This is a genomic window from Nocardia puris (genome assembly GCF_003315035.1).
Taxonomy (GTDB): Bacteria; Actinomycetota; Actinomycetes; order Mycobacteriales; family Mycobacteriaceae; genus Nocardia; species Nocardia puris.
Window position 1 is genome coordinate 282,567 of the sequence record NZ_QNRE01000004.1, and the last position, 22,335, is coordinate 304,901.

The following is a 22,335-nucleotide window of genomic DNA, read 5'->3' on the forward strand; positions in this document are numbered from 1 at the left end:
CATATCCTGCATCTGGGTTGTTCTTGGACAACGCATGAATCCCCCTACACACATAGACTTTTCGTGATCGTCTACCAGATCCCGCGCTGTGTCAACAACGAGTGGAACGGGCCGGGCCCGAGTAGTCGGTCGACACCACGTCCCGTACTTCGTAGGCAGACATGGGCACGTTGGCTCATAGGTCGCCGGGGATCAGGGCCATCTCCGGCGACGACACCTGTAGCGCGCCTCAACTCGAGCAAGCTACTTGAACGGCGAGTCCATGGCGTCCCCAGCAGTTCACAAGCTAAACCGGCGACGCGGTAATCAGCACGCCCACACGCCCACACGCCCACACGCCCACACGCCCACACGCCCAGGCTACTGCTCCCAGCGAAGTTCGTATGCTGCGATCGCGTCGATTCTCGCGTTGCTCGGGGCCGCCGGACGCTCCGGCGGCCCCGATCGTTCAGGCGTGCGTCCGCGTCGACGGGAGGAACGGCCGCAGCAGGTTCTCCTCGGTGGACGGCCCGATCTGCCACTCGGCGATCCACGGCCCGGTGCCCTCGCTGGGGTCGAAGACGCCGTCCTCCAGCCAGGTGTAGCGCCCGTCGAGGACGTTGCGGGTGACGGTGCGGTCCTCGTCGTCGGTGTTCTCCCACAGCGCGTCGAACAACTGCCGCACCCGGATGCGGGACTGCCGGCAGAACGTGTCGGCCAGCTCGGCCGCCGCGCGCCCTTCCGGCGCGCCGGCGTCCAGCAGCGCCTTCGCGCGCACGCAGGAGGCCGACATGGCGAACAGCTCCGCGCCGATGTCGACGATGCGGCCCAGGAAGTTCTGCCGGTACTCCAACCCGGCCTGCCACCGCGCCATGCCGTACATGAGCGAGCGGGCCTGCTTGCGCGACGTGCGCTCGACGAACCGCAGATGCCGTGCCAGCGTGCCGAATTCGCTGTAGGAGCCGGTCACCGTGCCCGCCCCGACGGCCAGTTGCGGGAACCATTTGGCGTAGAAACCCGTCGCGCCCACGGCGGCCTTGGCCTTGTCCTTCAACTCCGCCTTGCGGTCCACCAGTGCACCCGCCGCCGCCATGTGCGCGTCGGCCATCTCGCGCGCGATCAGCAGGCGCATGATCTCGCTCGACCCCTCGAAGATGCGGTTGATCCGCAGATCGCGCAGCAGTTGTTCGGCGGCGACCGCGCGTTCCCCGCGCGCCGCGAGCGAGGCGGCGGTCTCGTAGCCGCGCCCACCGCGGATCTGCACCAGCTCGTCGGCGATCTCGCAGCTCATCTCGCTGGCCCACAGTTTGGCCAGCGCGGCCTCGATGCGGATGTCGTTGCGGTCCTCGTCGCACATGGCCGCGGAGAGGTCCAGAGCCGCTTCCAGCGCGTAGGTGGTGGCGGCGATGAAGGAGATCTTCTCGCCCACCGCGGCGTGCTCGCCGACCGGCCTGCCCCACTGCACGCGCGCCGCGCACCATTCCCTGGCGATCTTCAGCGACCATTTCGCGGCCGCCGTGCACATCGCCGGGATCGCGAGGCGCCCCGCGTTCAGCGTGGTCAGCGCGATCTTGAGGCCGTCGCCTTCGCGGCCGATGAGGTTGCGTTTGGGCACCCGCACGTCGTGCAGCCGGGTCACGCCGTTCTCGATGCCGCGCAGTCCCATGAACGCGTTGCGCCGCTCCACGGTGATGCCCGGCGAATCGGCCTCCACCACGAACGCGGAGATGCCGCCCCGATGGCCCTCGCTCTTGGGCACCCGCGCCATCACGACCAGCAGTTCGGCCACCACGCCGTTGGTCGTCCACAGTTTCACGCCGTTGAGCAGGTACGCCTCGCCGTCCTCGGTCGGGGTGGCGGTGCTGGCCATCCGCGCCGGATCGGAGCCGACATCGGGTTCGGTGAGCAGGAACGCGCTCACCGCGCCCGCCGCGCAGCGCGGCAGGAACTCCGCCTTCTGTTCGGCGGTGCCCGCCAGCTTCAACGGTTCGGGCACGCCGATGGACTGGTGCGCCGAGAGCAGCACACCCAAGCTGGGGTGCGCCGAACCGACGAGCATCAGCGCGCGGTTGTAGCCGAACTGGGAGAGTCCCTGCCCCCCATGGGATTCGGGGATCTTCAAGCCGAAGCAGCCGAGTTCGGCCAGGCCCTTGACGTACTCGTCGGGAATGCGCCCCTGCTCCTCGATCACGCCGCCGTCGATGCTCTCGCAGAACGGGCGCAGCCTGGCGAGGAAGGCCTCGGTGCGCGCGGCGTCCTCGGGTCCGGGCGTCGGATAGGGGTGGATGAGGTCGAGCCGGAAGCGTCCGAGGAACATCTCTTTGGCGAACGACGGCTTGGCCCAGGTGGTTTCGCGGGACTCCTCGACCAGTGCCCTGGACTGTTCTTCGGTGGCGTCGACTTTCGCTGTGGTCGCCATAGCATGTCCTCCTCGGAGGTGATCGGCATCACATTCGAGTGTAGGAAAGATGGTTACCCGCCGGTAGGAGTTCGGCTGAGGGATTTCTATCGATTTCTAATGATCTTGATAGACAGGAGAATATCGAGCAATCACACGCTGCGCAGATAGCGCCCGAAATGCGGGACCGTGAACCCGATGGTGCCGCGCTCGGCCGAATAGATCAGCCCCTTCTTGATCAACCCGTCGCGCGCGGGCGAGAGCGAGGCGGGCTTACGCCCGAGCTCAGCCGCCACGGCGGCGGTGGCGACCGGGCCGTCATCGCCCGCGAGGTCGGCCATGGCGCGCATATACTCCCGCTCGGCGGGAGTTGCCCGCTCGTAACGAGATCCGAAGAATCCCACCGCCAGCTCCTCCTCGGCGGTGGGTGAGGCCACCTCGACGTCTTCGGCGGAGATCGGTGTTTCCGGCGCCTGATCCCACGCGGCTTTCCCGTAGGCCTGCACGAAATAGGGGTAACCGTCTGCCTTTTGGTAGAGCACGTCGAGCGCGTCTTCGGTGAATTTCACTCCTTCGCGCTCGGCGGGCGCGATCAGCGCCTGATCGGCCGACTCCCGATCCAGCCGGTCGATGCGGTGATAGCTGAAAAGGCGCTCCGAATAGCTCTTCGAGGCCGAGAGCACCGCGGGCAGGTGCGGCAGGCCCGCGCCGACCACGATCAGCGGCGCGGCGTCCTGGCTCAGCTCGTGGCACGCCCCGCAGATGGCCGAGACGTCGGCGGGCCCCAGATCCTGCATCTCATCGATGAAGATCGCCATGCCCACTCCGATGTCGCCGGCCAGGGCGGCCGCCTCCTTCAGCAACTCCACCAGGTCGATCTCGATATCGCCGGAATCGGCGCGGCCCGAGACCGCGGGCACGTCGATGCCCGGTTGCCAGCGCTCGCGCATGCCCTTGTCGGCGGTCGCGCGCAACGCGAAAGCCTTGAGGATGCCGAGGAAGTCGTCCACGCGCTCGGGATTGCGGTGCGCCATCGCGATCGCGCGGGTGGCCATATGCAGCGCGGAGGACAGCGGGCGGCGCAGATCCTGGTCGGGGCGCGCCTCGATCTTGCCGGTCCCCCAGCCGCGCGAGACCGCCGCCGAGCGAAGTTGGTTGAGCAGCACGGTCTTTCCGACGCCGCGCAGGCCCGTCAGCATCACGCTGCGCTCCGGCCTGCCCCGCGCGATCCGCTCCAGCACGATGTCGAAGGCGGTGAGTTGTTTGTCGCGCCCGGCGAGTTCGGGCGGGCGCTGGCCCGCTCCGGGTGCATACGGGTTGCGCACGGGGTCCATGCCCCGAAACCGTAGCGCGTTCCGGTAGAAGAATCTTGCTTTGTCTAGACGATGTCGTAGACATGTGTAGTCGGGCCTTGTCTTCCGGAGGGAAATCTCTACGCTGAGGGCGTCCGGGGGCGGCGGAGCGGAGGGTCATGTCGGAGGAGTTCATGGAACCGGAGGAGCCGGACGTGCCCGGCGGTGTCGCCGAAGTCGTCGAGTCCTGGACCGTTCCGGAGCGGGCCGTGCAGGCCAAGCTGATCCGGGCCAATATCCTCGCCGCCATCGAACAGGGCTTCGACGATCCCCAGCTGGTGGCCGACCTCGCGGTGGGCCCGCTGGTGATGGCGCTCGGCAAGCTCGAGGTGGGGCTGGCCGACGCGAACCGCCGCATCGCCGAGCTCGAGCGGGCGCTGCGCGAGCGATCTTGACGTGCCCGGTTCGTGACGCGCCCGCGGCGCCGAGACCCGGCCGTGACACTCGCGTGTCGCCGGTATTCGCCCTGCTTGTCCAGTGAGTTTTCACAAGCCCCCGAAATCCCTGGTCTGTGCGCTGGACAACACCGCTCCGGCGTCGTAATCTTCTCGTGACTTCGTGGAGGATGTCGTTTCGGCGGAGAAGCGGCGCCATGGAGTCACCGCCTAAACGGCTGTCGGGGCCAACGGATCTCGGCTGTCGTGCCGGGGACCCACAGGTTCGTCTGGGGTGAATCCGCGAAGGCCCCGTGTCTTCGTGGTAGGGCCGATCTTCCCGGCCCGAACCCGTCAGCTAACCCGGTCGGCGGGAGAGCAGGAAGATCGGAGACTCAGCTCGGTGGGTAAACACAGCTTGCAGCGGGAATCGCGACTGCCGAATTCCGTGAAGGGTGCACTCGTCATGGGTGCGGTGGCCGCGACGACGGGCGCGATGCCCGCGGTACCCGCGATGGCCGCCACGCTCAGCATCCCCGGTGTCGGTGATTTCGACGTCCCCGTGCCGCAGGAGTTCGAGCAGCCCGTGCAGCAGCTCAACGAACAGCTTCAGCAGGCGCTGAACTCGCCGCAGGCTCCGCTGGCCGCGCCGCAGCTGCCCAGCATCCAGTTCCAGAACCCCGTGCAGCAGGGTCCGGCCGAGATCGCCCTGGACGCCGCCAAGACCAAGGTCGGCGCGATGTACTCCTGGGGCGCCGCGGGCCCGTCGAGCTTCGACTGCTCCGGCCTGGTGAAGTGGGCCTACAAGCAGGCCGGAATCGAGCTGCCCCGCACCAGCTTCGAGCAGTCCCACGTCGGCGCGCCCGTCGCGTTCCGCGACCTGCGGCCCGGCGATATCGTCGTCACCAACGGCGGCGGCCACGTCGGCCTGTACGCCGGCGACGGCAAGCTGCTGAACGCGGTCCAGTCGGGTCAGCCGGTGTCCTACACCCCGCTGCGCCCCGACATGGTGGTGACCGCCCGCCGCATCGCGGCCTAATCTGGACGGGTGCCACCCGCAGGTTCCGCCACCCCCGGCCAAGCCAGGGTCGATTCCTGGACTTGGTCGGTTCGGCTGTTCAAGACCCGCTCCGCCGCCGCGGAAGCGTGTCGCGGTGGCCACGTCCGCGTCAACGGCAGCACCGCCAAACCCGCCCAGCCGGTCCGTCCCGGCGACGAGATCCGCATCCGGGTGGGCGGTGTCGAGCGCATCGTGATCGTCGAGCGTATCGTCACCAAACGCGTCGGCGCCCCCATCGCCGCCCAGTGCCTCATCGACCGCAGCCCGCAGCCGCCCCCGCGCGAACTCCTGGCCGCCATGCCCCGCCGAGACCGAGGCAGCGGACGGCCCACGAAACGTGAACGGCGCGAAACGGATCGACTGCTGGGGCGCACTGTCGACTGATCGCGTGACCCGGCTCGCGGCTGGTGACGCCTCCTCCGCCTACCGCACCGCCTGGTGGAACAGTCCGCCTGCGGCCGCGTTCGACCGACCTACACCTGAGGCACCGGATCGCCGTTCGAAGATATACATCAGTATTTGATTTCTCATATACAGGTATAGATACTCGCAGCGCCCCAACGAGGCGCATTGGTTGCCGAATCTAGCGGCGTCTAGCAGCTTTTACAGAATCGACGATACTCAGCCATCCACACCCGGTCAGTGAAATATTACTATGTGTATGAAATTTACTAGATATAAGTAGACATACCCAGACCTCGGGGCGACCCCCCCACCGGCACCTCGCCGGACTCGGTTGGACAACATGTGGATAACGCCCGGTATGGGCCGCTAACGGCGCGGAAATGGATATCGACACGCGGAGACAAGTACTCCGCACCCGGTGTCCCCGCCAGGAGGGCTCATGTCGACGACGATCGCCCGCCGCGCCGCCGATTTCGACGGCCATCGCGTCACCGTGTCGGCCGACGACGGCGTCCCGATCTCGGTCCGCACCTTCGGCGCCGACGACGCACCGCTGACCGTCGTGTTCGTGCACGGACACTGCCTACGCGTCGAATCGTGGTCGGACCTGCGCGACCAACTGCTGCGGCAGTGGGGACACGACACCAGGATGGTGTTCTACGACCACCGCGGCCACGGTGAATCCGGCGCGGCCGACCCGGCCACCTACACCATCGACCAGCTCGGCCGCGATCTCGACACCGTGCTGCGCACCATGGCCCCCGCCGGGCCGGTCGTGCTCGTCGGACACTCCATGGGCGCGATGGTGCTGCTGGCCTACGCCCGGATGTTCCCCGAGTCCATCGGCACCCGCGTGGTGGGCCTCGGCCTGATCGCGGGCGCGGCCAACGGCCTCACCGAAGTGGGTCTCGGCCGGTTCCTGCACCGGTACGCGGTGAACTCGCTGCGGGTGGCGGTATTGCGCGCGCCGCGGGTGATGCAGGCGTCGAAACGGTTCTCGCGCCGCCTCTTCGAACCGATCCTGCGCGAGGCGATGTTCGGGGCGCGCAAGATCAACCCGCGCGTGGTCGCGGTGGCCACCGCCATGCTGAACGAGACTCCACTGCCGACCATGGCGGGCTTCCTCGGCTCGCTCATCAGCTTCGACGAGACGGCCTCGCTGCACCGCCTCGGCGGCATCCCGGCGCTGGTGCTCGCCGGCTCGGCCGACATCGTGGTGCCGTTCGCGCATTCGGTGGTGCTGGCCTCGCAGTTGACCGGCTCCGAGCTGGTGCGGGTGGAGGGCGCGGGTCACAGCGTCATCCTGGAGCGGGCCGAGGAGGTGGCGTCCTCGATCGTCGCGCTGGTGAATCGCGCCGTCGCCGCCATGACCGACACCGGGCCCGGCTACGCCGCCGCCGGCTGACCTCGCAACCACCGGGCAAACCTGAGAATCCGCTCGCCGACGAGCCGAACTCCGTAACTTTCTGTACTGTGTTGTAGATCACGTTGTGTGGTGGGTCACACGACTCGGTGGCTCGCGGTCACGGACGGAGTCCGGCGCCGCGATCCGCGTAGCCGGGGTCGCAGAGTCCACCGAGGAACCCAGGAGGTCACGATGACACGCAGCGATATCGAGCAGCTCCGCTACGCGGTCAACCAGCTCCGGCAGTCCATCGGCGCACTGCGGTCCCACTACGGCGACGCGGGCGTGGTGCGCCGCCTGGAGAACGATCTGGAACGGCTCCTGATCGACACCGAGGAGTTCGAGAGCGCACCGCCACCCGAAGTGGTGCGCGGCAGGCAGGACAAGATCTACGTCCCGGACAGTAAATCCGACGAAGCCGCGTGGATGGGGGCCCAGGACGAAGGCCTGGGGTTCCACTCCCGCCCGCGCACCAAGTAGACCCGCCCCGGCGCGGTGCTCGTCCGTCGCAGGGCGAGCACCGCCACGGCGCCGAGCGCACCGCATCCGGCGCGGCGCCCGAATCGACCTCAGGCGGCGCGGTGCCGCCCGGCCCGGCGCGATTTGCGCGCGCCGTGGAAGCGCGCGCCCCTGGGGACTTCCACCTCCGGCTCCAGCCCCGCCGATTCGAACAGCGCGGCGATGCCGTGATCGCGGCCCAGCGCGATCGCCTCGAGCCCGAAGCGCCCGCCGGAGCGGCCCAGTTCGTGCAGCATCGTGGTCATGATCCGCAGTCCGGTCGCGCCGACGGGGTGGCCGAGCGCGATGGACGAGCCGTTCACGTTGAGCCGCTCACCCGGGTCGAGGTCCCACTCCCTGGCCAGCGCCAGCACCTCCACGGCAAACCCTTCGTCGACCTCGAGCAGATCGATGTCGTCGAGACCGAAACCGGTGCGCCCGAGCAGTTTCGAGACCGCGGGCGCCGCGCCCAGGGTGACCGCGCCCGCGTCGCAGCCCGCCGCCGCCCAGCCCACCAGATAGGCCAGCGGGGTGAGGCCGAACTCGTCGAGCCGGTCCTCAGCCACCACCAGGCAGGCCGAGGCGCCGTGCCGGTGGGCGCTCATATTGCCCGCGGTCACGACGCCGTCGGAGATCAGCGGACGCAGGGTGGCCAGCGTGCGGGCGGTGACGTCGTCGCGCACGCCCTCGTCGCGCAGGATGCGGTGGCCGCCGGTGTCCTCGTCGGGCATCTCGTCGGCGAGCACGCCGACCGGGATGACCTCGGCGCCGAAGGTGCCCTGCCGCCACGCCCGCGCGGCCTTGCGGTGACTGGCGACGGCGAACTCGTCGGCCTCCGCGCGCCGGATGCCGTAATACCTGGCCAGTTCCTCGGCGTTGGCTACATCGCCCGGCCTGGGTCGCAGCGGTTCGGCGGCGGCCTCGACACCGCCGGCGACCACCACGTCGACGGCGCCGGTCTGCACCATCATCGCGGCGGTGATGACGGCTTGCAGTCCGCTGCCGCCACTGCGGTCGGTGAGGAAACCCGGCACCGCGAACGGCAGTCCGGCCCCGCGCGCGGCGAGCCTGCTCAGGTCCGGCGCGGCGGTCAGTCCGCCGTCGGCACAGGCCATCGCGACGTCCTCGATCCGCCACGGGTCGATGCCGGACCGTGCGATGACGGCGTCGAGCACCGTCGCGGCCAGCCAGTGCGGCGACATTCCCGACAGCGCGCCGCCCTCGACCCCACTCGGGGTTCGGACTGGCGCGACGATCGCGGCACGTCTCATCTCGGTGGCTCCTTCCCCCGGCCGAGTCCGGGCGCGCGACGGCGCAAACGCGCACGTCAGCGGGTGAATCTCTGAGGAAAGGGGAACACAGGATTGTTGCCTGCGTGTGACGCCCCGGGGGAGTTATGCGCACCCCATTTCGCGGCCTCCGGAGATCGATCGCGAATGTCGTTCTGTATCTCCGCAGTTCGCCCGGCGGGGGCGTTTACGCGAGGGCGCGGCGGGAACGCGCGCGCGAGGCGAGTGTGGCGCAAATCATAGTCTGAGCAGGTGTCCGGAATTGGCGGGACCCCGCTCGCGCCATAGCTACGGTGCCGTATGGTGGCCAGCATCACACCGGATCGCGAACGGTATCGATGCCGTCCGCCGAAGCGAACCAAGCGAGGCGTCCTCCTGTGAGTGCCGCACCGACCGCCACACCCGCCACGGGCACCGGCGTTTTCAGCAAGACCAGGGCCAGGATCTCCGACCGCACACTGCGCACCGACCGCTGGTGGTTACCGCCGCTGCTCACGGTGCTCGGCCTGGGCACCTTCGTGGTGTACGCGACCGTCAGATCGTTTGCGCGAAAGGCGTATTGGGTCCCGGACTACCACTACCTCACCCCCTTCTACTCCCCGTGCCTGAGCGCGTCCTGCGTTCCGGGCTCCAGCCATTTCGGGCAGCCGTTCGGCGAACTGCCGATGTGGATTCCGCTCGGCTTCGTGGTGCTGCCGCTGCTGCTCGGCTTCCGCCTGACCTGCTACTACTACCGCAAGGCCTACTACCGCGCGGTGTGGTTCTCCCCGCCGGCCTGCGCGGTCGCCGAACCGCACGCGAAGTACACCGGCGAGACCCGGCTGCCGCTGATCATCCAGAACGCGCACCGCTACTTCTTCTACGCGGCCGCGCTCATCTCCGTGATCAACACCTACGACGCGCTGGCCGCGTTCAACACCGCCGACGGGTTCGGCATCGGGCTGGGCAATCTGATCCTGCTGGGCAACGTCACGCTGCTGTGGGCCTACACGCTGTCGTGCCATTCGTGCAGGCACATCGCGGGCGGCAGGCTCAAGCACTTCTCCGCGCACCCGGTCCGGTACTGGTTCTGGACCCAGGTGTCCAAGCTCAACACCCGGCACATGCAGCTGGCCTGGGTGACGCTGGGCACCCTCATGCTCACCGACTTCTACGTGATGTTGGTGGCCAGCGACACCATCTCGGACCTGCGGTTCGTCAACTGATCCGCCTCGACTTCAGGAGTATTCGCTCACCATGCCAGAAGTGGAACGGCACAACTACGACGTCGTCGTCATCGGTGCCGGGGGCGCCGGGCTCCGCGCGGTCATCGAGGCGCGCGAACACGGACTCTCGGTCGCGGTGGTGTGCAAATCGCTGTTCGGCAAGGCACATACGGTCATGGCCGAGGGCGGTTGCGCCGCGTCCATGGGCAACGCCAACGAAAAGGACAGCTGGCAAACACATTTCAAGGACACCATGCGCGGGGGGAAATTCCTCAACAACTGGCGCATGGCCGAATTGCACGCCCAGGAAGCACCGGAACGCGTCTGGGAACTGGAAAGCTATGGGGCACTGTTCGATCGGACGCCCGACGGCCGAATCAGCCAGCGCAACTTCGGCGGTCACACCTATCCGCGCCTGGCGCACGTGGGCGACCGCACCGGACTCGAGATCATCCGCACCATGCAGCAGAAGATCGTCTCGCTGCAACAGGAGGATTTCGCCGAGACGGGCGATTACGAGTCGCGCATCAAGGTTTTCGCCGAATGCACCATCACCGAACTGCTCAAGGACGGCGACCGCATCGCGGGCGCGTTCGGCTACTGGCGCGAATCGGGCAAGTTCATCCTGTTCGACACACCCGCGGTGGTGCTCGCGACCGGCGGCATCGGCAAGTCCTACAAGGTGACCTCGAATTCCTGGGAGTACACCGGCGACGGACACGCGCTGGCCCTGCGCGCGGGCGCCACGCTGATCAATATGGAGTTCCTGCAATTCCATCCGACCGGCATGGTGTGGCCGCCGAGTGTGAAGGGCATCCTGGTCACCGAGGGCGTGCGCGGCGACGGCGGCGTGCTGAAGAACACCGACGGCAAGCGGTTCATGTTCGACTACATCCCCTCGGTGTTCAAGGGCCAGTACGCCGAGAGCGAGGCCGAGGCCGATCAGTGGCTGAAGGACAACGACTCCGCCCGCCGCACCCCCGACCTGCTGCCCCGCGACGAGGTGGCGCGCGCCATCAACGCCGAGGTCAAGGAGGGGCGCGGCACCGAGCACGGCGGGGTGTACCTCGACATCGCCTCGCGCCTGCCCGCCGAGGAGATCCGGCGGCGGCTGCCCTCGATGTACCACCAGTTCAAGGAACTCGCCGACGTCGACATCACCGCCGAGCCCATGGAGGTGGGTCCCACCTGCCACTACGTGATGGGCGGCATCGAGGTCGACCCCGACACGGGCGCGGCCGTGGTGCCCGGCTTGTTCGCGGCGGGCGAGTGTTCCGGCGGTATGCACGGCTCCAACCGGCTCGGCGGCAATTCGCTCTCGGACCTGCTGGTCTTCGGCCGCCGTGCCGGGCTGGGCGCCTCGACCTACGTGCTGCACATCGGCGAGCGGCCCCGGGTGTCCGACGCCGACGTGGCCGCGGCGGCGCGGGCGGCGCTCGCGCCGTTCGACCCGCCGGCCGACGGCGCGGGCGAGAACCCCTACACCCTGCACACCGATCTCCAGCAGGCGATGAACGACCTGGTGGGCATCATCCGCCGGGAGCGCGAACTCGAGCAGGCCATCGAGCGGCTCGACGCGCTGCGGGCGCGTTTCGCGCACGTGGTGGTGGAGGGGCACCGGCAGTTCAACCCCGGCTGGCACCTGGCGCTGGATCTGCGCAACATGCTGCTGGTCAGCGAATGCGTGGCGCAGGCCGCGCTGCTGCGCACCGAGAGCCGCGGCGGGCACACCCGCGACGACCACCCGGCCATGGATCCGGTGTGGCGCGGCACGCTGCTGGTGTGCTCGGCCGACCCCGCCGACGCGGGCGCGGCGGTGCCGGGGGTGCGCGTCACGCGGGCGCCGCAGAAACCGATGCGCGAGGACCTGCTGGCGCTGTTCGACATCTCCGAACTCGAGAAGTACTACAAGCCGGCCGAACTCGCCGCCCATCCGGCGAGCTCGGTATCGGCCACGGAAGGTGAGGCGTAGCAATGGGTTACGACGCCGAATTCCGCGTGTGGCGCGGCGATCAGGACGGTGGGGCGCTGGAGGACTTCACCGTCGAGGTGAACGAGGGCGAGGTGGTGCTCGACATCATCCACCGCCTCCAGGCCACCCAGGCGCCCGATCTGGCGGTGCGCTGGAACTGCAAGGCGGGCAAGTGCGGCTCGTGCTCGGCGGAGGTGAACGGACGGCCGCGGCTGCTGTGCATGACCCGCATGTCGACGTTCCGGCCCGACGAAGTGGTGACCGTGACGCCGATGCGCACCTTCCCGGTGATCCGGGACCTGGTGACCGACGTCTCGTTCAACTACGAGAAGGCCAGGCAGATCCCGTCGTTCACCCCGCCCGCCGACCTCAAGCCCGGTGACTACCGGATGCGGCAGGTGGACGTGGAGCGCTCGCAGGAGTTCCGCAAGTGCATCGAGTGCTTCCTGTGTCAGAACACCTGTCACGTGGTGCGCGACCACGAGGAGAACAAGGAAGCCTTCGCCGGGCCGCGCTTCCTGATGCGGATCGCGGAACTGGAGATGCACCCGCTCGACACCGCCGACCGGCGGGAGCTGGCCCAGGACGAACAGGGCCTGGGATTCTGCAATATCACCAAATGCTGCACCGAGGTGTGCCCGGAGCACATCAAGATCACCGACAATGCCCTGATCCCGCTGAAGGAACGGGTGGCGGATCGGAAATACGATCCGCTGGTCTGGCTCGGAAACAAACTGTTCCGGCGCTGAATCCGCGCCGGGCGCGAATCGTCCGCCGGTCGGGTATCACCCGGCCGGCGAGACGCCGATCACAGCATCGCGACGACGCCCACGGCGACCAGCCACACCAGCACGCCGACGAACAGCGCCGACAGCAATGAGCCGGTCAATACGAATACCCCCACCGAGGACACCGCGAAGAGCAAACCGACGATCAGCCATTCGACCCAATCGCCGGGGCGCAACTTCCTGTACCGGGGTGGGGCGTTCTTCAACCCTCGGTCCACAAGAAGTGGGCTACCCGGCGCCGGGAATCGTAAACACGATTCCGTTGTCGAATGTGCGTCGTTTCGTGATCTTCCCCGGCGCGATTCGACGCGGGTCCGATGCGTCACACCGGACCCGCGGGCCGGTCACCGAGGCCGGTCGAATTCGCCGTCGTCGACGCCGGCGGTGAAAGCGGTCCACTCGCCGGGGGTGAACACGAGCACCGTGCCCTCCGGATCGGCGGCGTTGCGCAGCGCGACGTGTCCCTCGGCCAGCAGGGCCACCTCGACCGCGCCCTCGCCCGCGTCGGGCGCCCGGCGCCACTGCGCGCCCGCCAGATCGACGTCCACGCCCTCGTTGATGCTCATGCCTCGATATCCTTTCTCGTGAATCGGGCCCCGGCCACACCGGCGGGGGTCAGGCGGCGCACTCTTTGGCCAGCTGCCGCAGCAGCAGCCTGCTCTGCTGGGGTTCCAGGGCGGCGGCCCGCAATCTCTCGTGTGCCAGGTGGTAGCGGTGGATGTCGTCGGCGCTCTCCAGGTACAGGTCGCCGGTCAGCGCGGGCACGTACACGATGGGCGGGTCCAGCTGTCGTCCGCGGCCGTCGGTGCCGAAGTCGAGCATGGTGTAGGACCCCGGCGGATGGCCCAGCGGGACACCCGCCGAGTGCGGCAGAACGCGCAGCGCCACAGTGGGTCTGGTGCTCCAGTCGGCCAGTTGGCGCAGCTGGGCGGCCATCGCCTTGGGCCCGATCACCAAGTGGCGCAACGCCGATTCGTGCAGCACCGCGTCGAGAGTGGCGGGCTGGACCTTGCGCAGGATCAGCGCCTGCCGCTGCACCCGCGCCTGCACCCGCTGCTCGACCGCGTCGTCGGTGTCACCGGGGTGGCGTAGTCGCAGCAGGGCGCGCGTGTAGTCGGGGGTCTGCAACAGGCTCGGCACGATCTCGCCGTGGTAGAGGTGCACCTCGCGGGCCGCGGCCTCCAAACCCGTGTACACGTCGAAGGATTCGGGGATCGGATTGCCGTGCGCGTGCCACCAGCCCTGCGTCGCGACCTGCTGCGCCAGGCCGACGAGCGCATCGCGCAGCTCGTCGGGAATGCCGTAGAGGCGGCACAGCGCCCGGACGTCGACGGTGCGGATGCGGTCGGCCTGGCCCTTCTCCAGCCGTTGCAGGGTGGTGGCGCCCCATTCCATCAGGCGGGCCGCCTCGGCGATGGTGAGACCGGCCTGGGTGCGCCAGTCCCGCAGGTACCGGCCCAACTGGCGGCGCGGGAGGGTGGAGGACGCTGAATTAGCTGACACGCCTACGCTCCGTTCTGTTCTCGGACTCCCACCCGAGACGATCACGCGGGCATACCCTCCAGCTCGGTTTCCCCACGACTTCGCTTGGGTAGTAAGGGCAATGGGCTCGGCGACCCCGACTTCGGCCACCACTGCCGTCATCCAGTATGGAGAATCTCGCGCTCCGTCGTGGATGTATTGCTGGGAAATCGCGCGAAATCTTCCGGATATCGGAAAAGGTCCCGTCACGCGGGGGTTGCGGATGGTGTGCTGGGAGTCTGCCCGGGGCGTATCGGACCGGACCCCTCCCCGGCCGAGAGGCCCCGGGCACCCAGTGTTCACGTCGGCGCTCGCTCGACTGCGGAACCACCCGAGCGCCGCACCCGGGATTCGCACGCAGGAACGAGGAGTCATGGCTGTACACGTCATAGGGTCGTCGTTGATGACCAGCGATCTGACCCCGCACCGCGCGCGCAGCGTCGGGCAGAACGGGTGGGTGGTCTCCTACCTACCCGGCCGCACACTCACCTGCGCTCAAGCGGTGGCGGCGCTGCGGGTTGCCGAAGTGGTGCCGAGTTTGCTGGACACCGTCGCGGAGCTGGCCGACGAAGTGGGCCTCACCGCACTCGAGGCCGTCGGGATGGCGGTGCACCAGGCGCCGTGGGACGAGGTCCCCGCGCCCGGCCGGCCCCGCCTGCGCGAGCGGGTCGGGGTGGCCTGATGCAACTCACCAATCTGCACATGCACGTCGCGGGGCTGCTGGTCTGCGGATCCGATCCGGGGGTGATGACCGACGAACAAGCCCACGCCGCAATGCAATTGCACATCGACTGCACGGTGGACCGGTGTCTGGTGCGCCGTCGGGCCCGCACCACGCTGGTGGAATCCGGCAAGTGCGTGCTCGACCAGCGGGCCCAGCGCATTTGAGGCAGCGCCGCGCGCGACGACCGATATCTGCTGACCGTGAGGTGGGCGAGGCGCGGGCGACCGAGTCGCCGCCCCTCCATACCCGGCAACTGCGCCGCTGCCGACAGCGAGGTGGGCGTTGCGCTCAGCGACCGTGTCGCGCTGCCGACAGTGGAGGAGGCGCCGCGCGGTCAGTGCCAGGTGTGATCGACCAGCGGGGTGCGGGGGCCGAACTTGGGGCGGTGCGCGAGGCCGCTTATCTCGAGCAGGCGGATGGCCCGATAGCGGTGTGGGCGAAGGGGTTCCAGGTACTCGACCATCGCGTCGTCGTCCATCGGCTCGCCCAGCAGGGTCCAGCCGACCGTGGCGGCGAGGTGGTAGTCGCCCACCGAGAGGGCGTCGGCGTCGCCGTACGCGCGCTGGGCGATCTCGGCGGCCGTCCACACGCCGATACCGAGCATCGACTGGAGGCGGCGCGAAGCCTCGGCGGGGTCCACACCGGCCGTGCGTTCCAGCGCGTCGGCGACCCGGGCCGCGCGCACGATGGTGCGTGACCGTTGCGGATCGACGTTGGCCCGGTGGTAGACCCACGACGGGATGCGCCGCCAGGTCTCCGCGTCGGGCGGCAGCGTCAAGCCGTCCGGCGCCGGGCCGGGTGCGGGTTCGCCGAAGCGCCGCACCAGCTTTCGCCACGACGCGGTGGCGGAGACGGTGTGCACACGCTGCTCCAGCACGGCGGGGACCAGCGCCTCGAACACCAACCCGGTGCGCAGCATGCGCAGGCCGGGGAAGCGGCGGTGCGCCTCGCGGACCTTCGGATGGGCGGGGGCGAAATCGTCCACGTCCTCGTCCAGGCACAGCATGTGGTCGAGGCGGTCCAGGAACTCCTCGGCGCCCGGACCCCACGCGCGGGCGTGCACCGTGCGCGGGTCACCCTGGGCGAGCCGGTAGGTGACGGGCCCGCTCGACATCCGGGACGCGCGCCAGTGCGCGCCGTCGGGGGTCACGCGGTGGCAGGGATCGCCGACGCCGCGGCGCAGGGGCGAGAGGGTGTGCGCGAGATCGATGGGGCGCGCCGACGTCACCGTCCGGGACGAGGCGTCTGTAGCTGAAGGTTCGCGCACCGGTCCATTGTGCTCGCCTCGGCTAGCCGCGATCCCGGCGGCCGGGCTCCGCGGGCGGCATTCGCTGCGCGGGGCGCCCGAAATCGGCCGCACTCGCGAGCACCGTCATCACAAGATCGGGGATCTCGGCGCCCGCGGGCGCGTCGCCCCTGGCGACGTAGGACTGGACCATCAACCCGTCGACCAACGCGATCACCAGTGAGGAGATTCCGCGTACGGAGTCGACCGGGGTCTGCGCGGGCAGCAGGTCTCGGACCGACTCGGCGACGCGATCACGTTGGCGGTTGTAGTGCTCGGCCAGCTGCCGCTCGAGCTCCGGCGAGTGCGCGCTACGCGCCAGCGCCGCAATGAAGGCCTGGTAGAAGGGCCGCACACCGTCCTGGTTGTCGAGAATCCGCCGCACGGCGTTGATCAGGGCCGTCGGCCCGTCGTCGGCGGTGTCGCGACCCGCGTCGATCGCCGCTTCGCTCCACTCCTCCAGCGCGAGCCCGATCGCGGCGTTGAGCAGCGCCTCCTTGGACCCGAAGTGATATCCGATCGAGCCGAGATTGGTTCGGGACGCGCTCACCAGGTCCCTGGCGGTGATCGTTCCGTAGTCCCGCTCCCGCAGCAGTGCGCGTGCCGCGCTCAACAGCCGTTCCCGGTGCGAATCCCTGGCTTCGGTAGACGCGTCCATCTCGGCAGCATATCGTTATACAACGTCTTAGACATTGTATAAGTCACTTGATGGGAGACGAGAATGCAGACGTCCGGACGAACGCGGGATTCGACAGACGCCCGGATCGATGCGCTGTCGATCATGGCCGCGCGATTCGCCGAGTTGACCGCCGACGCATCCGACCTCGATCGCGAAGTCACGGCTACCCCGGGGTGGTCGGTCTCCGATGTGCTCGGCCACGTGGCGATGGAGCCATCGCGCTACAACCAGCTGGCTCTCGGCGGAGGCACCTGGCCTCGACGGGTGACCGACCTGCCCGCGTTCAACGCCGAGCAGATCCGCACCCTACCGACCCGCGATCCCGCCGCGCTGGCGGCCAAGCTCCGCGCGGATACCGACGAACTCGGCCGCACCGTACGCGGTTTCGGCGGCGCCGTGCCGCTGATGAACTTCGACGGCGATCAGCGGATCCGACCGGACCGGGCGCTGGGCACTCTGCTCGGCGAGTTCACCGTCCACGGATACGACATAGCCCGCACCCTGCGCAGGCCCTGGCCGATCGACCCAGCCTTCGTACCTCTCATCATGGACGGGCTTCATCAGGTGCTGCCCGGCTGGCTCGACCCGGCCCGGGCGGCCGGGCACACCGCCACCTACGCGATCCGGCTGCGTGGCCTGGGTACGGAATACGTCTATCGATTCGACGACGGCCGGCTCGTCGTGGACCCGCCCGGACCCACCCGTCCCGACGTGCGTTTCAACGCCGAGCCGATCACCTGGCTGCTGCTGGCGTACGGACGGCTCTCGCCGCTGGTGCCGGCGCTGACCGGGCGTGTGCTGGCGACGGGCCGCAAGCCGTGGCTCGCGCCGAGGTTCGCCCGGCTCTTCCACGCCGCGTGACAGTCGCGCAGTGGTGCGCCCCAGGGTGACGCGGCGGTTCGTCGCCGCCGACTCGCGCGCATGCCGGGCTCGAGTGCCGCCGCCGAGACCTTTTCGTAACGAAACCGTGGCGGGTGGCGATTATCGGGATCGAGTGACAGATGTTGCCGGGTCGGGTCGACGGAGGAATTCATGATCACCAATGCGCTCAACTGGTTGCTCGATGTGTGGGGCAGCATTTTCGCGGGCAGCTCCGGCTACCACATCCCGCCGGGCCGGTTGCCGTTCGGCAGCTGACGTTTTCGCGCCCGCCGCGGTCCGCCCCGCGGCGAGCACGAAAAGTTCAGTCCGGCAACAGAAGTCGCACCAGGTGTTGAGCGCGGCGATCCGCCAGCTGCGCGGCCTGCGTGCGGCACGAGAAACCGTCGGCCACGACCACCGCGTCGTCGGGAGCGGCGCGCAACGCCGGTAACAAACCGTTCTCCGCCACCGCTACGGAAATGTCGTAGTGGCCTTTCTGCATTCCGAAATTCCCCGCGAGGCCGCAGCACCCCGCGACCTCGGTCACCTCGACGCCCATTGTCGCCAGTAGCGCGCGATCGGCGTCGAAGCCGAGGACGGCGTGCTGGTGGCAATGCGGCTGCACGACCGCCGTGCGCCCGGAGCGGCGCGGCGGCTGCCAGTCCGGCCGGTCGGCCAGGAACTCGGCCAGCGTGCGCACCGCCGCCGCGGTCGGCGCGGCGCGGCGGTCGTCGGGGAGGAGTTCGGGCAGGTCGCCGCGCAGGGCGGCGGTGCACGAGGGTTCCAGTCCCACCACCAGCCCGCCCCGGCGGACATGGTCGTCGAGGGCGTCGAGGGTGGAGCGGAGCCGCTTGCGCGCGCCGTCCAGCTGGCCGGTGCTGATCCAGGTCAACCCGCAGCACACCCGCTTACCCGGGATCCGCACCCGGTAGCCGAGCGATTCCAGCAGGTCGACGGCGGCGTGCGCGATATCGGGATCGAACGCGTCGGTGAACGTGTCGACCCACAGCATCACCTCGCGCGCGGTGCCGGCTGCCCGATCCCGCGAGACATCGCGGGCCGGGCCGGGTACGCACCGTGGCTCGCTGCCGGTTTCGTCGGCATCACCGACTTCGGGCGGGTCCGATGGCGCGAGGAGTTGCCGAGCGCGTGCCGAGCGCCGGAATGGGGTCGGGGCGAATTCGGGAATCTCGCGGCGCGGGTCGATTCCACTGGCGCGCATGCCGATTCGCCGGAGCGCTCCGGCGCGGGAGAGGGCGTTGGCGACACGTGGGGCGCGGCCCGCCAGGGCGAGCCAGCGGGGGAGCCAGCCGAGGGCGTAGTGGTCGGCGGGGCGGGGCCGGCCCCGGTAGCGGCGGTAGAGGGCTTCGGATTTGTAGGTGGCCATGTCGACGCCGGCCGGGCAGTCCGAGCCGCAGGCCTTGCAGGATAGGCACAGGTCGAGGGATTCGGCGACGGCCGGGTCGGACCAGGGCAGCGCGCCCCGCACCACCTCTTGCAGGACTCGGGCGCGGCCGCGGGTGCTGTCCTTCTCGTCGGCGGTCGCCAAGTAGGACGGGCACATGAATCCGCCCGCCGCGGAATCGTCGGCGCGGCATTTGCCCACACCCACGCACCGGTGGACCGCGGTGGCGATATCGCCGTTGTCGTGTGGAAAGGCGAAGCCCGCCTTGGGGATCGGGGCAAGACCTGCGACGCGCAGGTCGTCGTCTACGGGACGTGGGTCGACCAGCACGCCGGGGTTGAGCACGTTCTCGGGGTCGAAAAGCGCTTTGTACCCGGCGAATACGTCGAGTACGGCCTTCGAGTACATGACGGGCAGCAGTTCCGAGCGCGCCCGCCCGTCACCGTGTTCACCGGAGAGCGAACCACCATGGCGCACAACCAGTTCGGCGGCGTCGAAGAGGAAGGCGCGAAAGCGCTTCGGCGCGTCGGTGATCGGCAGGTCGAGGCGCACGTGGATGCAGCCGTCACCGATGTGGCCGTAGAGCAGGCCGTCCACGTCGTGCGCGCGGGTGAGGTCGGCGAAGTCGCGCAGGTAGGAGCCGAGGCGCTCCGGCGGGACGGCCGCGTCTTCCCATCCGGGCCAAGCCGGTTCGCCCGCCGTCGTGCGGCCGGCCAGTCCCGCCCCGTCGGCGCGAATTCGCCAGAGCGCGGCGGCTTCGGCGGGGGCGGCGACTATCCGGGAATCCAGCGCATGCGCTGTGCGGCAGAGGGATTCGGCGGCCGCGATCGCTTCCTCCCGGCTCGCGCCCGCCGTCTCGACGAAGAGCCAGCCGCCACCGCGCGGCAGCTCGGGGACGGTGCCGCGATGGGCGCGGACCACCTCGACCAGGCGGGCATCGATGCCCTCGACGGCGATCGGCGCGCACGCCAGCACGGCGGCGACATCGTCGGCGGCCGTGGCGATATCGGGGTAGCCGAGCACCGTGAGGATCGTGGCGCGCGGCAGCTCGACCAGCTCTACCTCGGCCTCGAGCAACAGCCCGCAGGTGCCCTCCGTGCCGACGAACGATTTCGCGACCGACGAATGCCGTTCGGGCAGTAGATGTTCCAGCCCGTAGCCGGAGGCCTGCCGGTCGAAGCGACCGAGGTCGGTGCGCAGCACGGCGAGGTGGGCGCGGGTGAACTCGGGCAGGCCCGGCAGGACGCCGAGGTCGTTCGCGAGCGTGCGCTCGGTGCCCGTTCCGTCGAGAACGCGCAGGGTGCGGACCGTATCCGAGGTGCGCCCCCACGCCACGGCGTGCGGCCCGCACGCGTTATTGCCGATCATCCCGCCCAGCGTGCAGCGGTTCTGCGTGGACGGGTCCGGCCCGAACCGCAGCCCGTGCGGGCGCGCCAGCCGCTGCAATTCCGACAGCACCACACCGGGCTGCACCCGGGCCGACCGCCCCTCCGGATCCACCGACAGCACCCGGTTCATATGCCGACTGAAATCCAGCACCAACCCGGTGCCGATCGCATTGCCCGCGACCGACGTGCCCGCACCCCGCGCCGTCACCGCCAGCCCGTTCTCCCGCGCGAACGCCAACGCCCGCGCCACGTCCTCGTCCCCCCGCGGAAACACCACCGCGTCCGGCACCACCCGATAATTCGACGCGTCCGAGGAGTACTCCGCCCGCCGCCGCACCGACGCATCGACCTCCCCATCGATCCGCCCACGCAGCGCCGCCACCATCCGCTCCTGGACCACGTGGCCAGCCTAGGCGCGGTTGTCGGATGGGCGCGGATGACATACCCCGACCCGGAAACAACCAGCTGAACCGGTCTCGTTCGCGCACCATTTCCGGTGCTCGAGCGCACCATTCCGCGGATATACCTGGTCACGACACCCCCGTGCGGTAAGACGGAGGTGTGCCCAGGTGGCTGCTGCACGTCGATCTCGACCAGTTCCAGGCGGCGGTGGAATTCCGCCGTCACCCCGAGCTGCGCGGCAAGCCGGTCATCGTCGGCGGAAACGGCGATCCGAATGAGCCCCGCAAAGTGGTGACCTGCGCGTCCTATCCGGCGCGGGCATACGGCGTGCGTGCCGGCATCGCATTGCGCACCGCGCTGCGGAAGTGTCCCGACGGTATTTTCCTTCCGCTCGACATGGCGGCCTACGAGGACGCTTCCGACGAGGTCATGGACGTCCTGCGCAGCTTCCCCGGACAGGTCGAGGTGTGGGGTTGGGACGAAGCATTCCTCGCCGCCGACACCGACGACCCGGAAGCCCTCGCCCGCGAAATCCGCGCCGCCATAGCCGAATTGGACCTGACCTGCTCGATCGGCATCGGCGACAACAAACTCACCGCGAAGCTCGCGACAGGTTTCGCGAAATCGGCGGGTAAATCGTCCGACGCGCCGGGGGCGGGTGCCGCCGACGGAATGTTCCGCTTGACCGCCGCGAACTGGCGCGACGTAATGGCCGACCTGCCCACGAACGCCCTCTGGGGCGTCGGCAATCGCATAGCCGCGCGGCTCGCCGAACTGGACATCCACACCATCGCCGACCTCATGGCCTCTGATCGCCAAAGGCTCGCCTCCGCCTTCGGCCCCACAACAGGCCCCTACCTCTGGGTCCTCGCCCACGGCAAGGGCGACACCGAGGTCACCACCGAACCCCGAATCCCCTTGGGCCGCAGCAAATCCGAAACATTTCCCCACGACCTCACCGATCCCGACGAGATCCGCGCCCAGGTCGCCCGCATCGCCACCGAAGTCGCCGAAGAGATGGCCGAGGCCGGCCGCATCACCCTGCGCGTCTCCGTCACCGTCCGCACCAACACCTTCTACACCCGCAGCAAACAGTCCAAACTCCCCCACCCCACCGCCGACATCCCCACCATCACCGCCGCCGCCCTCGACATCATCGATCGCTTCGACCTCACCCGCCCCACCCGCCTGCTCGGCGTCCGCCTCGAACTCGCCCCCCAGGAGTGAGCGGCTCGCCCGCGCTCATCGATCGGCCCCGAGACAATGCGAAAGCCGGGTGCCTGATTCCATCAGGAGGCCCGGCTTCACTTCCGCACCCCAGGAACGCGGCAATCCCAGTATCGCT

The 22,335-nt window shown here is 69.1% G+C and carries 21 protein-coding genes and 1 riboswitch; of the genes, 12 read left to right on the forward strand and 9 right to left on the reverse strand.

Annotation, left to right across the window (positions count from 1 at the left end; translation table 11 throughout):
* Positions 1-448: 448 nt before the first annotated feature.
* Complete coding sequence (locus tag DFR74_RS14340) at positions 449-2,398, reverse strand: acyl-CoA dehydrogenase family protein (RefSeq protein WP_067503006.1); 1,950 nt, start codon at positions 2,396-2,398, stop codon at positions 449-451.
* Positions 2,399-2,529: 131 nt separating this feature from the next.
* Positions 2,530-3,711: an ATP-binding protein gene (locus tag DFR74_RS14345; protein ID WP_067503003.1), complete on the reverse strand. Its 1,182-nt coding sequence runs from the start codon at positions 3,709-3,711 to the stop codon at positions 2,530-2,532.
* Between the two features lie 137 nt (positions 3,712-3,848).
* Between DFR74_RS14345 and DFR74_RS14350 the strand changes: the two genes are divergently transcribed.
* The 5 genes from DFR74_RS14350 to DFR74_RS14370 all read left to right on the forward strand — a co-directional run bounded on the left by DFR74_RS14350 (position 3,849) and on the right by DFR74_RS14370 (position 7,453).
* On the forward strand, positions 3,849-4,124 hold the full coding sequence (locus tag DFR74_RS14350; protein ID WP_067503002.1) for a hypothetical protein: 276 nt from the start codon (positions 3,849-3,851) through the stop codon (positions 4,122-4,124).
* Positions 4,125-4,321: 197 nt separating this feature from the next.
* Positions 4,322-4,491: riboswitch (cyclic di-AMP (ydaO/yuaA leader) on the forward strand.
* A gap of 78 nt (positions 4,492-4,569) precedes the next feature.
* Positions 4,570-5,142 (forward strand): C40 family peptidase, encoded by a 573-nt coding sequence (locus DFR74_RS14355; RefSeq protein ID WP_084537311.1) that lies wholly within the window; start codon positions 4,570-4,572, stop codon positions 5,140-5,142.
* Positions 5,143-5,151: 9 nt separating this feature from the next.
* The gene (locus DFR74_RS14360) at positions 5,152-5,547 is read left to right on the forward strand and encodes an RNA-binding S4 domain-containing protein (RefSeq protein ID WP_067503000.1); all 396 of its coding nucleotides are present in this window, start codon (positions 5,152-5,154) and stop codon (positions 5,545-5,547) included.
* Positions 5,548-6,007: 460 nt separating this feature from the next.
* Positions 6,008-6,973, forward strand: a complete 966-nt coding sequence (locus DFR74_RS14365; RefSeq protein ID WP_067502997.1) for an alpha/beta fold hydrolase — start codon at positions 6,008-6,010, stop codon at positions 6,971-6,973.
* Positions 6,974-7,165: 192 nt separating this feature from the next.
* On the forward strand, positions 7,166-7,453 hold the full coding sequence (locus tag DFR74_RS14370; RefSeq protein WP_067502995.1) for a hypothetical protein: 288 nt from the start codon (positions 7,166-7,168) through the stop codon (positions 7,451-7,453).
* 89 nt (positions 7,454-7,542) lie between these two features.
* On the opposite strand, the gene DFR74_RS14375 is transcribed toward DFR74_RS14370, so the two are convergent.
* Positions 7,543-8,742 carry a thiolase family protein gene (locus DFR74_RS14375; protein ID WP_084537283.1) on the reverse strand — a complete coding sequence of 400 codons (1,200 nt, stop codon included), beginning with the start codon at positions 8,740-8,742 and terminating at the stop codon, positions 7,543-7,545.
* Positions 8,743-9,137: 395 nt separating this feature from the next.
* On the opposite strand from DFR74_RS14375, the gene DFR74_RS14380 reads away from it, so the two are divergent.
* Genes DFR74_RS14380 through DFR74_RS14390 form a run of 3 tightly spaced genes read left to right on the forward strand, consistent with a single transcriptional unit; the run spans position 9,138 to position 12,686 of the window.
* Positions 9,138-9,965, forward strand: coding sequence for a hypothetical protein (locus tag DFR74_RS14380; RefSeq protein WP_067502992.1), 828 nt, complete (start codon positions 9,138-9,140; stop codon positions 9,963-9,965).
* 31 nt (positions 9,966-9,996) lie between these two features.
* Positions 9,997-11,937 (forward strand): fumarate reductase/succinate dehydrogenase flavoprotein subunit, encoded by a 1,941-nt coding sequence (locus DFR74_RS14385; protein WP_067502986.1) that lies wholly within the window; start codon positions 9,997-9,999, stop codon positions 11,935-11,937.
* Positions 11,938-11,939: 2 nt separating this feature from the next.
* A complete protein-coding gene (locus tag DFR74_RS14390; RefSeq protein WP_067502982.1) occupies positions 11,940-12,686 on the forward strand; it encodes a succinate dehydrogenase/fumarate reductase iron-sulfur subunit in 747 nt (248 codons plus the stop codon).
* Between the two features lie 59 nt (positions 12,687-12,745).
* On the opposite strand, the gene DFR74_RS14395 is transcribed toward DFR74_RS14390, so the two are convergent.
* The 3 genes from DFR74_RS14395 to DFR74_RS14405 all read right to left on the reverse strand — a co-directional run bounded on the left by DFR74_RS14395 (position 12,746) and on the right by DFR74_RS14405 (position 14,228).
* Positions 12,746-12,943: a hypothetical protein gene (locus DFR74_RS14395; RefSeq protein WP_067502978.1), complete on the reverse strand. Its 198-nt coding sequence runs from the start codon at positions 12,941-12,943 to the stop codon at positions 12,746-12,748.
* Between the two features lie 126 nt (positions 12,944-13,069).
* Complete coding sequence (locus DFR74_RS14400) at positions 13,070-13,291, reverse strand: DUF397 domain-containing protein (protein ID WP_067502975.1); 222 nt, start codon at positions 13,289-13,291, stop codon at positions 13,070-13,072.
* A gap of 49 nt (positions 13,292-13,340) precedes the next feature.
* A complete protein-coding gene (locus tag DFR74_RS14405) occupies positions 13,341-14,228 on the reverse strand; it encodes a helix-turn-helix domain-containing protein (RefSeq protein WP_067502972.1) in 888 nt (295 codons plus the stop codon).
* A gap of 421 nt (positions 14,229-14,649) precedes the next feature.
* On the opposite strand from DFR74_RS14405, the gene DFR74_RS14410 reads away from it, so the two are divergent.
* On the forward strand, positions 14,650-14,928 hold the full coding sequence (locus DFR74_RS14410; RefSeq protein WP_324192166.1) for a hypothetical protein: 279 nt from the start codon (positions 14,650-14,652) through the stop codon (positions 14,926-14,928).
* Complete coding sequence (locus DFR74_RS14415; protein ID WP_067502966.1) at positions 14,928-15,134, forward strand: hypothetical protein; 207 nt, start codon at positions 14,928-14,930, stop codon at positions 15,132-15,134. The genes DFR74_RS14410 and DFR74_RS14415 overlap by 1 nt, the downstream gene beginning before the upstream one ends.
* Before the next feature lie 170 nt (positions 15,135-15,304).
* On the opposite strand, the gene DFR74_RS14420 is transcribed toward DFR74_RS14415, so the two are convergent.
* Together DFR74_RS14420 and DFR74_RS14425 are read right to left on the reverse strand one after the other, a co-directional pair.
* Positions 15,305-16,237, reverse strand: coding sequence for a DNA-3-methyladenine glycosylase family protein (locus tag DFR74_RS14420; protein WP_067502963.1), 933 nt, complete (start codon positions 16,235-16,237; stop codon positions 15,305-15,307).
* A 22-nt stretch (positions 16,238-16,259) separates the two neighbouring features.
* Positions 16,260-16,913: a TetR/AcrR family transcriptional regulator gene (locus tag DFR74_RS14425; RefSeq protein WP_067502958.1), complete on the reverse strand. Its 654-nt coding sequence runs from the start codon at positions 16,911-16,913 to the stop codon at positions 16,260-16,262.
* Between the two features lie 123 nt (positions 16,914-17,036).
* Between DFR74_RS14425 and DFR74_RS14430 the strand changes: the two genes are divergently transcribed.
* The gene (locus DFR74_RS14430) at positions 17,037-17,795 is read left to right on the forward strand and encodes a maleylpyruvate isomerase family mycothiol-dependent enzyme (RefSeq protein WP_113975108.1); all 759 of its coding nucleotides are present in this window, start codon (positions 17,037-17,039) and stop codon (positions 17,793-17,795) included.
* A gap of 322 nt (positions 17,796-18,117) precedes the next feature.
* Here the strand turns inward: DFR74_RS14430 and DFR74_RS14435 are convergent, their stop codons facing one another.
* Positions 18,118-20,973, reverse strand: coding sequence for an FAD-binding and (Fe-S)-binding domain-containing protein (locus DFR74_RS14435; RefSeq protein ID WP_067503364.1), 2,856 nt, complete (start codon positions 20,971-20,973; stop codon positions 18,118-18,120).
* A 176-nt stretch (positions 20,974-21,149) separates the two neighbouring features.
* Between DFR74_RS14435 and DFR74_RS14440 the strand changes: the two genes are divergently transcribed.
* A complete protein-coding gene (locus DFR74_RS14440; protein WP_067502951.1) occupies positions 21,150-22,217 on the forward strand; it encodes a DNA polymerase IV in 1,068 nt (355 codons plus the stop codon).
* Positions 22,218-22,335 lie beyond the last annotated feature (118 nt).

Coding starts and splice junctions, on each gene's coding strand:
- DFR74_RS14340 (WP_067503006.1), bottom strand. CDS start 2,398: ATGGCGACCACAGCGAAAGTCGACGCCACCGAAGAACAGTCCAGGGCA.
- DFR74_RS14345 (WP_067503003.1), bottom strand. CDS start 3,711: ATGGACCCCGTGCGCAACCCGTATGCACCCGGAGCGGGCCAGCGCCCG.
- DFR74_RS14350 (WP_067503002.1), top strand. CDS start 3,849: ATGTCGGAGGAGTTCATGGAACCGGAGGAGCCGGACGTGCCCGGCGGT.
- DFR74_RS14355 (WP_084537311.1), top strand. CDS start 4,570: ATGGGTGCGGTGGCCGCGACGACGGGCGCGATGCCCGCGGTACCCGCG.
- DFR74_RS14365 (WP_067502997.1), top strand. CDS start 6,008: ATGTCGACGACGATCGCCCGCCGCGCCGCCGATTTCGACGGCCATCGC.
- DFR74_RS14370 (WP_067502995.1), top strand. CDS start 7,166: ATGACACGCAGCGATATCGAGCAGCTCCGCTACGCGGTCAACCAGCTC.
- DFR74_RS14375 (WP_084537283.1), bottom strand. CDS start 8,742: ATGAGACGTGCCGCGATCGTCGCGCCAGTCCGAACCCCGAGTGGGGTC.
- DFR74_RS14385 (WP_067502986.1), top strand. CDS start 9,997: ATGCCAGAAGTGGAACGGCACAACTACGACGTCGTCGTCATCGGTGCC.
- DFR74_RS14390 (WP_067502982.1), top strand. CDS start 11,940: ATGGGTTACGACGCCGAATTCCGCGTGTGGCGCGGCGATCAGGACGGT.
- DFR74_RS14400 (WP_067502975.1), bottom strand. CDS start 13,291: ATGAGCATCAACGAGGGCGTGGACGTCGATCTGGCGGGCGCGCAGTGG.
- DFR74_RS14410 (WP_324192166.1), top strand. CDS start 14,650: ATGACCAGCGATCTGACCCCGCACCGCGCGCGCAGCGTCGGGCAGAAC.
- DFR74_RS14415 (WP_067502966.1), top strand. CDS start 14,928: ATGCAACTCACCAATCTGCACATGCACGTCGCGGGGCTGCTGGTCTGC.
- DFR74_RS14425 (WP_067502958.1), bottom strand. CDS start 16,913: ATGGACGCGTCTACCGAAGCCAGGGATTCGCACCGGGAACGGCTGTTG.
- DFR74_RS14430 (WP_113975108.1), top strand. CDS start 17,037: ATGGCCGCGCGATTCGCCGAGTTGACCGCCGACGCATCCGACCTCGAT.
- DFR74_RS14435 (WP_067503364.1), bottom strand. CDS start 20,973: ATGGTGGCGGCGCTGCGTGGGCGGATCGATGGGGAGGTCGATGCGTCG.